This window comes from Sodalis sp. RH14 (assembly GCF_047324285.1).
In the GTDB taxonomy this organism is placed as follows: Bacteria; Pseudomonadota; Gammaproteobacteria; order Enterobacterales; family Enterobacteriaceae; genus Acerihabitans.
In genome coordinates, this window is the sequence record NZ_CP178739.1 from 5,561,255 (window position 1) to 5,575,578 (window position 14,324).

The window sequence follows — 14,324 nt, forward strand, 5'->3', positions numbered from 1 at the left end:
ATTGAAGCGTTATGAAATTTGCCCGCCATTTGCCGCTGCTGCTCGCTATGTTTTTCGCCCTGCTGACGGGCGCGGCGCAGGCCGACAGCGCCGGCTGGCAACATTATAAAAGCCGCTATATGCTGCCGGAAGGCCGCATTATCGATACCGGCAACCACAATGTCAGCCATACCGAGGGGCAGGGCTACGCCATGCTGCTGGCGGTAAACTATAACGACCGCGCCGCCTTCGATACCCTGTTGAATTGGACCAACCAGCATCTGTACCGTAAAGACATCGGCCTGTACTCCTGGCGCTACGATCCAGCCGCTACCCCGCCGGTGGCCGATATCAACAATGCCTCCGACGGCGACACCCTGATCGCCTGGGCGCTGCTCCAGGCCGGGGACAAGTGGAAACTGCCGAACTATACCGCGGCGTCGAACGCGCTGCAGGCGGCGATAATCAAACACAATGTGATTAAGTTCGCCGGCTTCAACCTGCTGTTGCCGGGGGCGTCGGGCTTTAACCAGACCAGCTCGGTGACGCTCAATCCGTCATACTTTATCTTCCCCGCCTGGCAGGCGTTTTACCAGGCCGGCCATTTGAAGATCTGGAACGATTTAACCGCCGATTCCCTTAAAATCCTGGGGCTGATGCGCTTTGGCGACCCCCGGCTGCCCACCGATTGGGTCACCCTGCGGGCGGATGGCGCCTTGACGCCTTCCGATCGCTGGCCGTCGCGCTTTAGCTTTGACGCGGTGCGCATACCGCTGTATATCAACTGGGCGCAGCGCAACAGCCTGGCGCTTGGGCCGTACGTCGCCTACTGGCGCCAGTTCGACCGGCTGGCCACTCCCGCCTGGGTCGATGTGCTGACCGGCGCCAAGGCCGATTTCATGCTATCGCCGGGCATGCTGGCCATTCGCGACGCCATCATGGGCAACGGCGCGCAGGTCAATGACAATATCCAGCCGCAGGAAGACTACTATTCCGCCAGCCTGCGGATGCTGACGTACTGGTCGCTGAAATAATTACCCGAACTACAAGTGCAGTCGCGTGCGGCCCTCGACAGGGCCACATGCATAAAAAATGTTACCCTTTATCATCGAATTTATTCCTCTTAACATCATCATTGGTCCCCTTGAATACAGTTAACGGATTATAAGAGATTCCCCAGTCGTAATAGTCCGTTTTTTCAATCTTTTTAATTTTGTGTACGATGTAAATGCCAACGGGTAAAAGTATAATTGACATAACCACTTTATAGCACCACGTAGTAGATATGATATTAACTAATTCATAAAATGAATATTTAGATGATAAACTGATTGGATAATCGGTAATCAGCAATACCGCCTGAGCCATCATGGCGGATAAGGTATAGCGGACGATGAAAAAACGACCGTTGAAATAAATTTTGAGTTTAGATATTAAAAAACTATTACAGAAATAAGATGCCGGCATCGAGACCCAGGTCGCAACGGTTACCCGCCAAAAGTCATTGTAGAGGCCATAATAATGCTGGGAATAGGCATTCGAGTCAACTTGGATAACTGCACATATATTTATTAAAAAAACATATATTGTTTGGCATAAAACCACAATCCAAACCGTACGCCCCCCTAATTTATAACCATAAACTTCCGTGGAAATAGTTGATAATAGATAGAATAAAGAAAACACAATGCCACTGGCGGTGATTCTGAAATCACCTAAATTGAACACCTTAAACATCAAGGTATCGCACATGACCATGATAGTCACGGTTAACCCGACAAATAGACCATATAACTTGTAATCTGTGTTCATATAGCTCCCTGTCTAAATATTTAATAATGTCTATATTTAATCGATAAAATATCACTATACTAAAATACATATTACTTGGGACGTGCAAGAAGGATAAATTGATATCATGAATGCGTTATTTTTCCAAAGCCATTTTTATTCATTTTTAAAAATAAAACACTACACGCCATATAACAACCATCATTACGCCATAATTGCATTCAATATTTCATAGTACAAATCCATTGAGTTTTAAAATATATTAATTTGAATATACACGCAAAGATATTTATATTTCAGATGGCGATTATTATTATCGACATGGACAACGGCGCAAATTCCCCTGGCCCGGCAGTGAATAAAAAAGGGCCGGGGAATTATCCCCGGCCCATTTTAACATCCGGCTATCGGCACTATCCGCTGGACTCTCAGCGAATGCCCTGCGCCTCGTCCTGATCGACGGCAAAACAGGCCACCAGCTGGTCGCCGTAGCGCTTAAGCTGCGGCTGCAGTTCGGTACAGGTACCGAAACGGCGGCGGCAGCGGGCGCTGAAGGCGCATCCCGGGGGCGGGTTCAGCGGGCTTGGCAGCTCGCCGGTCAGCTTGATGCGTTCGCGGCGCAGATCCGGGTTCAGCCTGGGTGTGGCCGACAGCAGCGCCTGGGTATAGGGATGGCGCGGATTACTGAAAATCGCCTCTTTGCTGCCCTTCTCCACGCAACGGCCCAGGTACATCACCATCACTTCGTCGGCAATGTGTTCCACCACCGACAGGTCATGGGAAATAAACACATACGACAGCCCCATGTCCTGCTGCAGGTCCATCATCAGGTTTAGTACCTGGGCGCGCACCGATACGTCCAGGGCCGATACCGGCTCATCGGCGATGACCACGTCGGGGTCGAGCATCAGCCCGCGGGCAATGGCGATACGCTGGCGCTGGCCGCCGGAAAACATATGCGGATAACGATCATAGTATTCGGTACGCAGTCCCACCTTCGCCATCATCGCCAGCGCTTTCTCACGCCGTTCGGCGCGGTTGAGCGAGGTATTGATTTGCAGCGGCTCCTCGAGGATTTGCCCCACCTTCTTGCGCGGGTTCAGCGAGCCGTAGGGGTTCTGGAACACGATCTGGATCTTCTGGCGCCGCAGGTGCGCGGCGGTCACATCAGGTTTCAGCAGATCCTGGCCCAGGTAATGCAACTGCCCGCCCGTTGGCGTTTCAATCATGGTCAGCAGACGGCCGAGGGTGGACTTGCCGCAGCCGGATTCGCCGACCACCGCCAGCGTCTTGCCGCGCTCCAGGGTAAAGGATACCCCGTCCAGGGCCTTGACCATGACCTCCTTGCCGAACAACCCTTTTTTCACCGGGTAGTATTTCTTTAAATCCACCGCATGCAGCAAGGCGGTTGCCTGCGGATCGTAAATAGTCTCGCTCATCGGGTGGGTCTCCCCGCATCATCCAGCGGATAGTGACATTTAGACTGACGATCCGGCAAATCCCGCAGCTCCGGCTCTACCTGGCGGCAATAATCGGTGGCATAGGGACAGCGCGGGTTCAGCAGGCAGCCGGTGGGGCGATCGTATTTGCCTGGCACCATTCCCGGCAGCGAGGCCAGCCTGGCCTTGTCGGTGGCAAATTCCGGCAGGGAGCGCAGCAGCGCCTGGGTATAGGGGTGGCGCGGCGCGCGGAAGATTTCCGTCGCCTTGCCGGTTTCCACCACCTGGCCGGCGTACATGACGATAATATGATGCGCGGCTTCCGCCACCAGCGCCAGGTCATGGGTAATCAGCACCAGCGCCATATTTTCCCGCTGCTGCAAATCCAGCAGCAGCTCGATGATCTGCGCCTGGATGGTCACATCCAGCGCGGTGGTGGGCTCATCGGCAATCAGCAGCTTGGGACGGCAGGCAATCGCCATGGCGATCATCACGCGCTGGCTCATGCCGCCGGACAGCTGGTGCGGATAGACATCCAGCCTGGATGCCGGCGCGGGAATGCCCACCAGGGTCAGCAGATCGATGGCGCGCTGGCGCCGGGTCCTGCGGTTGCCGCCCTGGTGCACCTTGATGGCTTCCATAATCTGGTAGCCTACGGTGTAGCAAGGGTTAAGGCTGGTCATCGGGTCCTGGAAAATCATGGCGATGTCGGCGCCAATCAGCTGACGGCGCTCGCTGTTGGAGATTTTCTGCAAATCCCGGCCGTTGAATACCAGGTTTTCCGCCATGACGCGGCCGGGAAAATCAATCAGGCCCATAATGGCCAGCGAGCTGACGGACTTGCCGGAGCCGGACTCACCGACGATGCCCACGACCTGGCCCTGTTCCACCTGGTAGCTGATGCGGTCGACGGCACGAAACGGTGTCCCTTCATCACCGAAATGCACCGATAATTTATCTATGGTTAATAACGCCATTGCTTCCTCGTTACTGCTTGAGTTTGGGGTCGAGCGCGTCACGCAGTCCGTCCCCCATCAAATTAAAGGCTAACACGGTGAGCAGGATAATGACCCCCGGGAAGGTCACCACCCACCAGGCACTCTGCGCAAACTGCAGCACATCGGAGAGCATGGTGCCCCACTCCGGTGTCGGCGGCTGCGCGCCCATGCCCAGGAAGCCCAACGCGGCCATGTCAAGGATGGCATTGGAGAAGCCCAGCGACGCCTGCACGATCAAGGGTGCCAGGCAGTTGGGAAGGATGTTGATAAACATCTGGCGCAGGGGTCCGGCGCCGGCCACGCCCGAGGCGGTAACATAGTCGCGGTTCACCTCGCCCAGCACCGCCGCGCGCGTCAGGCGCACGTAATGCGGCAGGGCGACGAACGTCAGCGCCAGCGAGGCGTTGACGATGGAGGGGCCGAAGATGGCCACCAGCACCAGCGCCAGCAGCAGGCTGGGCAGCGCCAGCATGATATCCACCACGCGCATGATGACCACGTCCACCAATCCGCCGATATAACCGGACAACAGCCCGAATATCACGCCGAATATCAGCGACAGGACCACCACCAGGCAACCGACCAGTAGCGAAAGGCGCGCGCCGTACATCAGGCGGGTCATGATATCGCGCCCGACGTCATCGGTGCCCAGGATAAACTGCCAGCTACCGCCCTCCATCCATACCGGCGGGCGCAGCAAGGCCTCGCGGAATTGCTCCGCCGGGCCATGGGGCGCGATGACCCCGGCGCCGATGGCGACGACGAACATCAGGACGATATAGCCCAGGCCGATGACCGCGCCCTTGTTGCGTTTAAAATAGTGCCAGAACTCCTGGAGCGGGGTCATGGGCTTCGGTGCGCCGGTTATTACCGGCTCAGAGATTTCAGTCATTTTCCATTCCCCTATTTCTTGTGGCGAATACGCGGGTTAACCACGCCATACAGCACGTCCACCAGCAGGTTCACCACAATAATCAGGATCGCCACCAATAACACCCCGCCCTGTACCACCGGATAATCACGGCGCTGCAAGGCCTCGACCAGCCAGCGGCCCAGGCCCGGCCAGGAGAAAATCGTTTCCGTCAGGATAGCGCCCGCCAACAGGGTGCCGACCTGCAGCCCGATAACCGTCACCACCGGCAACAGGGCGTTGCGCAGGGCATGGACAATAATGACGCGCATGCGGCTCAGGCCTTTGGCGCGGGCGGTGCGGATATAATCCTCGCTCAGCACTTCCAGCATCGCCGAACGGGTCATGCGCACAATCACCGCCAGCGGGATAGTGCCAAGCACGATGGCCGGCAGCACCATATGCATCACGGCGTCTTTAAAATCCCCCGGCTGGCCCCAAATCAGGGTATCGATCAGCATAAAGCCGGTAAGCGGCATGCTGTCGTCCAGGAAGACCGTGTCGCCCACCCTCCCGGACACCGGGGTGAGGTTAAAGTGCACCGACACCAGCATGATGAGCATCATGCCCCACCAGAAAATAGGCATCGAATAGCCGGCCAGCGAAATACTGACGGCAGTATGATCAAACAGCGAACCACGTTTGACCGCCGCCAGCACCCCGGCGGGAATACCGACCAGCACGGCAAAAATCATTGCGCAAACACCCAGTTCCAGGGTTGCCTGGAAACGCGGCACGAATTCCTGCCAAACGGGGATGCGGCTTTTAAGCGAAATGCCCAGGTCACCGTGCATAATGCCGACGACATAATGAACATATTGCTGAAATAAGGGTTTATCCAGGCCCAGCGCCGCCATCATCTCTGCGTGGCGCTCGGGGGACATTCCGCGTTCACCCGCCATGATCAGCACCGGATCGCCGGGAATCAAATGGACAAACGCAAACGTCAGCAAGGTAATACCAATAAACGTCGGGATTACGAGTCCCAAACGTCGGAGTATGAACTGCAACATATTCCGAACTCTCTGTTTCTGTAGATAGTTTACCCGGGCGCATTACGCGCCCGGGTTATCAAAGCTCACATCTTCAGGATTCCCCCCTGGCCTCGCTGGCGCGATTCCTTCCCCGGTGCGGCACCGGGGAACACTCCCGCTTCCCCGCATGGGTGGGGGAAGCTCCCTTTAGGGATATGGGGGGTTAATTGACCTTTAGTCTAAAGATACGTTCTCGAAATGATGTTTACCCAGTGGATCGACCACATACCCTTTCACTTCCTTACGCACAGGCTCGTATACCGTGGAATGGGCAACGATAAGCGCCGGCGCCTGATCGTGCATGACCACCTGGGCCTGTTTGTACAGATCCACGCGTTTCGCATGATCGGACGTGCTGCGCGCCGGCTGGATCAGGTCTTCAAACGGCTTGTAGCACCACCTTGAGTAGTTGGAGCCGTCTTTTGCCGCATCGCAGCTGAACAGGGTGGCGAAGAAGTTATCCGGATCCCCATTGTCCCCGGTCCAGCCCATCATAACAGACTGATGCTCGCCGGCCTTGGCGCGTTTAAGGTACTCGCCCCATTCGTAGCTGACGATCTTGGCCTTAACGCCGATTTTAGCCCAGTCGGACTGAATCATTTCCGCCATGCGCCTGGCGTTCGGGTTGTAGGGACGCTGTACCGGCATAGCCCACAAATCGATGGAGAAACCCTCCGGCAAGCCCGCTTCCTTCAGCAGTTCTTTCGCTTTGGCCGGATCGTAAGCGTAATCCTGCACCGCGTCGTTATAGCTCCACATGGTCGGCGGAATCAGGTTTTTCGCCGGCTGGCCCGCGCCCTGGTATACCGCGTCGATGATGGCGGATTTGTTTACCGCGGTGATCAGCGCCTGGCGAACCTTCAGGTTATCCAGCGGTTTTTTCTCGACGTTAAACGCCAGGTAGCCCACGTTCAGGCCCGGCTGTTCCATCAGGTTGATGGTTTTGTCTTCTTTCATGCGCGCGATGTCGGCCGGATTAGGATACGGCATGATCTGGCATTCGTTTTTCTGCAGCTTGGCATAACGTACGGACGCGTCCGGCGTAATGGAGAACACCAGGCGGTCGATTTTCGGCTTGGTGCCCCAATAGTTTTCAAACGCTTTGTACAGGATGCGGGAATCTTTCTGGTACTGCAGCAGTTGGAAGGGGCCGGTACCGATCGGGTTGAGATCGATTTTTTCCGGCGTGCCCGCTTTTTGCATCAGATCGGCATACTGGGCGGACATGATGGAGGCGAAGTCCATGGCCAGGTCGGCCAGGAATGGCGATTCCTCGCGGGTCAGGTTGAAGCGCACGGTGTAGTCGTCGACTTTTTCCACGCTGGCGATCAAATCGCCCATGCCCATGCCGTCAAAGTACTCGTAATTGCCGCCGGAGACTTTATGGTAAGGATGGTTGGCGTCTTTCTGCCGCATAAAGGAGAAGATCACGTCGTCTGCGTTGAAATCGCGGGTCGGTTTGAAATCCTTGCTTTCCTGCCACTTCACGCCTTTACGCAGATGGAAAGTATAGGTTTTGCCGTCGGCGCTGACTTCCCACTTTTCGGCCAGGCTCGGAATCACTTCCGTGGTGCCCAGCTTGAAATCGACCAGACGATTGTAGATCGGCACGGAACTGGCATCAAAACTGGTGCCGGACGTGAATAACTGCGGGTTGAACCCTTCAGGCGAGCCCTCTGAACAATATACCAGAGTCTTTGCCTGAACGCTGGCCGCCACGGCTAATGCCGCCAGGCTAATGCCGACCTTCAGTATCCCTGATTTGGTCAAGGAAATTGTCATCATTCTGCTCCATTGTGTGATGTGATGTTGTGTGTTGTACGGCCAGACGCTGTTTTTTTTAATGCTGCGGTCTGTGCAGTGCGCCTTGCGGCATCAGAACCAAAGAAGGGAATATATGCCGGGATGCCCATGAGGCAGCACCCCCCGACGCGTTGAATGCGTGGGACCATTCAAACAATCCATTGCCCCTCCTGAATTCCGAGGCTCCCAATTTGGCAACTGTTTGCCAATACGTCAATATAACCCGTAGGGATTTACACATTTTGTGAGACGCAGCAAACGAAAACAATCCACAGGTGTTTGGCCAAAAATGAAGCACGATCGCCAGTCAATATAGCTAAACTGTGAAGTAATTCACTTTATGACAATGAGTAAGCAGTCATACATACTATTTAAAAACTAAAAAAAAATTTGATCGTGTGGCGAATATATGAACTGTTATTTCAGAATTTCCGGATGAAAGCAGGTAAAAATGCTGACATTGGTTCGCCTTGATGACCATATCGACAACCTTTCCGTCCAGTCTGCCATACTATCTGCGCGCTATCCATCAGCCATAAACAAAGGTTATGACCGACCATAAGAAAACCTTGTTTATTGATGCCGGAAATAAGGATAACTTTGTAATATACTGATAATTATGCTTATTTTTAACGCTAATCGCTCTCTGCAGTATTGACTCCGCGGGACGTTTTATCGGGGGGCGTAATAAAATGAGGCGCAATGCAACAAACCGCTTTTTCGGCTATACATCGCGATAAGATCAAATAACGGTGTCATATTTTCCCTGATAAAAACAAAATAAATAAATTAACTATTTGCTGCCATAAAATAAATAAGTTATTAACCTTAGAGAGAATATGCGCTTGCCGGGAAATCGGTACCATGACGGCGCAGTTAAAATTTCTTTACCTCAATGTGCAGTTTTTTCAAGGCATAATAAAGCTGCCGGGGGGTGATATGGAGCAAACGGGCGGCTTTGGCCTTGACCCCGCCGCTTTTTTCCAGGGCGGCGACCAGGCGATAGCGCAGCTCCTCATCGGCGTCGTCAGGGGCGCCGGCCGTCGCGGTCATGGCGCTCATCATTATTTCCGCCGGCCATAGCGGCGTAGCCGGGCCATACCCCGCCTCGTGGCCCGCCTCCTGCGGCACCGTCTCCTGCTGCCGGCTGATTTCCTGGTTCAAACGCTGGCGCAGGCAGCGCCCGGACAGGCAGGGCAATTGCTGGATAACGCCATCCCGGGCCTGGATGGCGGCATGCTCAAGGCAATTCTCGATATCGCGCACATTCCCCGGCCAATGGCACAGATAGAGTGGCGCCTGGGCCGCCTCGGTCAGCGTGAGCGTCCTGTGATTATCGCGGTTATAACGTTCGAAAAAATAGTTAACCAGGCCGGGAATGTCTTCTTTACGCTCGCGCAGGGCCGGCAGGGCAATGGTGGCGATATGGATGCGATAATAGAGTTCGGCTAAAAAGGTCCCCTGCGCCATCCTCTGCTCCAGGTTTTTCTCGGTGGCGCAAATTATGCGCACATCGCAGGCCAGGGTGCGGGAGCCGCCGAGCGGCTTATAACGCTGTTCTTGTAAAATGCGCAGCAGCCGCTTTTGCAATAACAGGGAAAAATGGCCGATTTCGCTGATAAACAGCGTTCCGCCCGCCGCCAGGGCAATATCGCCGGGATAGCCGGCGATATTGCCGGAAAAGCCCGCTTCACAACCGAACAATTCGCGCATGATATCGTCGCTGGCAAGGTAATCGCAGCACACTTTAATAAACGGACCGGCGCGATGTTGCGACTGGAGGTGAATCGCCCGGGCGATAACATCCTTACCGGTTCCCGGCTCGCCGCGCAATAATACCGCTGAGCGGGTGGGCGCAATGTTTGCCACCGCCGCCAGGGTGCGTTTCATGGCATGGGAATGGGCGATGATCTGATCGACCGCATGGCCGCCGCGTCCTTTACGTGAGCGCGCTTTTCCCGCCGGCCCGCAAAGGTCGACGGCGCAGCGCGGAATGGCTAACCGCCCCGCGGCGAGATCACCGGTGCCGGCCATATCAGTCTCCGCTCCGGTAATCTTTATAGTTCAGCTGATATTTCGCCATGCGCAGGCCGAGCATGCGCCGGGTCAGGCCCAACTGCGCCGCCGCCCTGGACATATTGCCCTGGAAGCGGGCCAGCGCCTCGACGATCAGTTCATACTCCATCATGGATAAACGGGCCTCCAGGCCCGACTGCTCGCCAAGCGTGCCCAGCACGGCCGGTTGCAGGGCGGCGGGCAGATGATAGCTGTGGACCACCCCCTCTTCCGCCAGCAATACCGCGCGCTCCATCATATTTTCCAGCTCCCGCACGTTGCCCGGCCAGTCGTAGTTGAGCATTAAGTTCAGCGCGGGCGTGGAAATGGCAGGGACATCAACCCCCTGTTCCCGGGCAAACCAGGCGTTGAAATGTTCGGCCAGGATCAGGATATCGTTACCCCGCTCACGCAGCGCTGGAATAGTAATAGGGAAGACATTCAGACGATAGTACAGATCCTCGCGAAAGGTGCCGTTGGTGACCATGGCGGTTAAATCGCAGTGCGTCGCCGCCAGGATGCGCACGTTGACCTTAATGGACTCGTTGCTGCCCAGGCGTTCAAAGCACCGTTCCTGGATCACCCGCAATAGCTTGGCCTGGGCCGAAAGAGATAATTCGCCCACTTCATCCAGGAAAATCGTGCCGCCATCCGCCTCCTCGAACCTTCCGGCCCGGCGCGCGACGGCACCGGTAAAGGCGCCTTTTTCATGGCCGAACAGCTCACTTTCGATGACGCTTTCCGGCAGCGAGGCGCAGTTGAATTTAACAAACGGCCCGCTGCCGCAGCTGCTGTTATAGTGGATGGCGCTGGCGACCCGTTCCTTGCCGACCCCGCTTTCACCGAGGATCAGCACCGTGGTGCGGGCGTGGCTGACTTTGTCAATCATCAGATAAACCGACTGCATCGCCCTGGAGTTGCCGATGATATTCGCCGGTTTGAATTTTTCCTTCAGCTCTTTATCCAGCCGGGCGCTTTGAGCCTGCAATACCTGCTTATGGGCGCGCTCCAGCAGATGCAGCTCCACCGCCTGGGCAATAGTGGTGGCGATAATGGCCAGCACTTCCAGATCCAGATATAACAGTTGCCGGTTATTGTATAAACGTTCCACCCCAATGGTGCCCATTACTTTCATGCCGCGCATGATGGGCACGCAGATAAAGGAAAGATGGCCATCGACCGTTTTATCCCAACTGCCGGTGCGATTGAGAAACAACGGCTCTTCGGCAATGATCGGGACAATAATGGGCTGGCGGGTTTCCACCACCCTGCCGGTGATGCCCTCGCCGGGATAATAGACGCCCTTTTCGATTTCATCCTTGGATAAACCGTAGCTTTCATGGATAAAAATCTGGTCGCAGCTGGCATCGTAGAGCGAGATCATCGCCCGGGTAACCTGCAAATGTTTTTGCATCAGCTCCAGCACCAGCTTGAGCGTCTTGGATAAAGAGCCTTCCCTGCTGACCACCTTGCTGACCTCGGACAGCAGGGGCAGCAGTTCGGAGCGGCACTCGCCCAGTTGGCAGGTAAAGGATAATGAATCCGCCAGCGTCGGATGGGCGGATGCGGTGTCATTAAGCATGGCCGGTGGCATAAAGCGCGCCTCCCTTTGGCGCCCAATGGGCGGTGAAGGTCAAAAAACCGATGTGCCGGCATAGGTTTTCCGGCCCGAGTGAGAGTGGTGCAAGTTGCCGGCCATCTATCGTTATATAATTAAATATATAACGATATGATTTGACGTCGTTTTCCCATTGGCGCATTGACGCCAGTGGCTTTTTTGTCTTGTATGTGACAACGGATAATCAACAATGTACGTTTCACGCCGGAGTCAGGCGCCCGGCTGAAGCGGCGCGCCCTGCAGCAGCCTGAGTCCGCATCATCATGTTGATAAAAACCGGGATGGGGACACTCATACCGCGCTGTGGACAAACCGCAGCGATAATGGGATAGCAGGCTGATTATCCCGATGGGTGGTGCCTGCCGGCACGCGTTTTAACACATTATTATTAGACCATCCGCCTTCAGCATCTTAGAGAATACGCAGTATTTTTTACTGCTCACACAGGAATAATGCTAATCAGGAAGGTTAAAATTTTTAATAAAAAAATAAATATGCCAAAATGCTGGCTAACTCGTTTATCTTATTTAAGCAAAGATAATGATTTAGGAAATTAAAAAAATAATATCATCCGTGCCGCTGAATTTGTTATTCAACAAATACATTCATAGACAATAACCTGTCGCCAGCAACCCAAAAAATATTGCGGCAATATAGCTTTCAATTGACTTTCAATTAATAATATTTTCACCCATGGACAACAATGCCGGTTTTAAAAAGGTTTCTCTTTGATATTGCCGTTTAACTCTTTGTTAACTTTTTCATGCTTTACTTGCCCTATTAGCACACCCCTATCCGCGTCTTATGTGATGAACCAAATTAATCGGGAATAATTTATTATCATTCAAATAAGGGAATAAATGAATATCGGCGGCTGTGGCAGTTCATCGGGCAACAGATGCGGCAGCTCATCCAGGGGCTGTGGCGGCGGCAATTCCCGTGGAGCATGCGCGACGAACAGCGGCGGGGGTGGCGGTGATTATGCCGGCCGGGTCACCTCGTCGAGAAATGAAGATGTCATGACCGTAACCGCCACCCCTGGCAGACACCACTCCGCTAATCATCATTTTCGTCTGCATGGCGGCGGCAACGGCGGTAATACCAGCGGGAGCGGAGGTTTTAATAATACACAGCAATTAGAGACGGCGAGAAGAAGGGATTTTCAAGCACTTACGGAACAATTTCAATATCACATTAATTTATCAAAAGAAGTGTTGGATAAAGCCCTGGCGGAATGCCAGGAAGATCATGATGGCTATCACTCCCAGCCAAGGCCTGCCACATTGGCGGCGGCGGAGGCGCTGGACAATGATATGCGGGCGCAGGTGTTTTCCGCCCAGCATAAAAAGCAATCCGCCTACCAAGCGCTGAGTGAGATTAACGACCGCCTTTGCCATCTCAGTACCGGCGTTATCGCATTACATAAAGAACTAAGCACTAACCCGAGTACGTCTGTTCGGGAACGCTATTTACGGCAAGAACATCAGCTCAATCTAGAAAAGACCAAACGGAATAATCTTGACCATGCCGCCCGGGCAAGGGCTGGACAGGTGGATAACGCGCTCAAACGGAAAAATGAAACCGGGCAAATTTTAGCGGCAATAAGAAACTCTATTGCAGAACAAAAGGCTGCGGCGGCTCCCCCTGAAGCACGGAAAGCCGATATCAAGGCTGGAAACGCCGCAAACTCCCGTAGCGAACCCTTGGCGGGCAATAGCGCTATTCCCGCATCGGTCACACCGTCCATGGCGCAGGTTAACGCGCGGCGCGCCATAGCGTTATCCGGCATGGCAGTTGCCCTATCGCCCAGGATGGCGCCGGTCGCCGCCGGCAGCGGGGCTAACGGTATTGCGCTACGCACCGCGATAAGCGAATTAGGCGCGGCCGCGCTCGGGCTGGCAAAACATCCCCTCGGCCTGGGGGTGGGGCTGTTAGCCTACAGCGGCAACGTGGGCGAAGGCAGCGATAAAGTGCCGGGGCGCGACCTGGCGCAACGCTTTTCATCTGCTCCAGCGGCTCCGTCTGAACCGGCGTCTGCGCCAGGGATCAGCTTTTCCGCAGGTAACGCTGTGGAGAATAACCTGCTGGGCGCGATCGTAGGTGGTGCGGCGGAAAGTGCAGCGATAGCGGGAGCAGTAGGTCATGGCAGCCAGTCGGAGTCGAACGATGACGACGGCTTCGATATGGGTGGAGACATCTGTGAAGGCACGCGCGAACAGTGTTCGGTACGTGATGGAACGCGCGGGCCGGGACGGATGGAAAGTCGCAACGAAGAGGGCGGCGAGGCTAAACCGAATCTGGGCAAAGACATAGCCAAAGCCGCCGATGCGCAAAAAGCCGAGCTGGGCGGAGTGGGATCGGGAACACCGGGAGGTTGGGGGCCGGAAGACGAAGAGAAAGCCAGAAATAATGACCGAAAAGTTATTACTGTTGAAGAGCTGAGGTCCACCTCCTCAAGGGGGCAAGAAACTTTAGGCAGATCAAAGCTTTTTGAACGAGCAGGTGGAAAAAACGCAGCTAATAAAGAATTTGATGCCTTAGCGCCTGATAATGTTAAACAAATTCCCGGTGGCAGGGTCGGTTCATTGTCTGATGGACGGACAGTCATTATCCGCGAACGTAGTACTGACGGCAGACCTACATTAGAGATACAATCTGGCAGGAATAGAATAAAATTCAGATATGAGGAGTGATTAT

At 54.6% G+C, this 14,324-nt stretch carries 10 protein-coding genes; 2 read left to right on the forward strand and 8 right to left on the reverse strand.

What is annotated here, in order from left to right:
- Positions 1-11 precede the first annotated feature (11 nt).
- On the forward strand, positions 12-1,013 hold the full coding sequence (locus ACL2XQ_RS25305) for a glycosyl hydrolase family 8 (RefSeq protein WP_413729226.1): 1,002 nt from the start codon (positions 12-14) through the stop codon (positions 1,011-1,013).
- A gap of 61 nt (positions 1,014-1,074) precedes the next feature.
- Here the strand turns inward: ACL2XQ_RS25305 and ACL2XQ_RS25310 are convergent, their stop codons facing one another.
- The 8 genes from ACL2XQ_RS25310 to ACL2XQ_RS25345 form a co-directional block, all read right to left on the reverse strand.
- Positions 1,075-1,791 carry a VUT family protein gene (locus ACL2XQ_RS25310; RefSeq protein ID WP_413739823.1) on the reverse strand — a complete coding sequence of 239 codons (717 nt, stop codon included), beginning with the start codon at positions 1,789-1,791 and terminating at the stop codon, positions 1,075-1,077.
- A gap of 407 nt (positions 1,792-2,198) precedes the next feature.
- Positions 2,199-3,209, reverse strand: a complete 1,011-nt coding sequence (dppF, locus tag ACL2XQ_RS25315) for a dipeptide ABC transporter ATP-binding subunit DppF (protein WP_410013014.1) — start codon at positions 3,207-3,209, stop codon at positions 2,199-2,201.
- Positions 3,206-4,186 (reverse strand): dipeptide ABC transporter ATP-binding protein, encoded by a 981-nt coding sequence (dppD, locus tag ACL2XQ_RS25320; RefSeq protein ID WP_410013013.1) that lies wholly within the window; start codon positions 4,184-4,186, stop codon positions 3,206-3,208. Before dppD ends, dppF begins: the two co-directional genes overlap by 4 nt.
- A gap of 10 nt (positions 4,187-4,196) precedes the next feature.
- Positions 4,197-5,099 (reverse strand): dipeptide ABC transporter permease DppC, encoded by a 903-nt coding sequence (gene dppC / locus ACL2XQ_RS25325; RefSeq protein WP_410013012.1) that lies wholly within the window; start codon positions 5,097-5,099, stop codon positions 4,197-4,199.
- An 11-nt stretch (positions 5,100-5,110) separates the two neighbouring features.
- A complete protein-coding gene (gene dppB / locus ACL2XQ_RS25330) occupies positions 5,111-6,130 on the reverse strand; it encodes a dipeptide ABC transporter permease DppB (protein ID WP_410013011.1) in 1,020 nt (339 codons plus the stop codon).
- Positions 6,131-6,325: 195 nt separating this feature from the next.
- Entirely contained in the window at positions 6,326-7,933 is a 1,608-nt protein-coding gene (gene dppA, locus ACL2XQ_RS25335) for a dipeptide ABC transporter periplasmic-binding protein DppA (RefSeq protein ID WP_410016688.1), read from the reverse strand.
- 897 nt (positions 7,934-8,830) lie between these two features.
- Positions 8,831-9,988, reverse strand: a complete 1,158-nt coding sequence (locus ACL2XQ_RS25340) for a sigma 54-interacting transcriptional regulator (RefSeq protein WP_413729224.1) — start codon at positions 9,986-9,988, stop codon at positions 8,831-8,833.
- Between the two features lies 1 nt (position 9,989).
- Positions 9,990-11,603: a sigma 54-interacting transcriptional regulator gene (locus ACL2XQ_RS25345; RefSeq protein ID WP_413729223.1), complete on the reverse strand. Its 1,614-nt coding sequence runs from the start codon at positions 11,601-11,603 to the stop codon at positions 9,990-9,992.
- Positions 11,604-12,646: 1,043 nt separating this feature from the next.
- Here ACL2XQ_RS25345 and ACL2XQ_RS25350 point away from each other — a divergent pair.
- Positions 12,647-14,320 (forward strand): hypothetical protein, encoded by a 1,674-nt coding sequence (locus ACL2XQ_RS25350; protein WP_413739824.1) that lies wholly within the window; start codon positions 12,647-12,649, stop codon positions 14,318-14,320.
- The last annotated feature ends 4 nt before the right edge of the window (positions 14,321-14,324 follow it).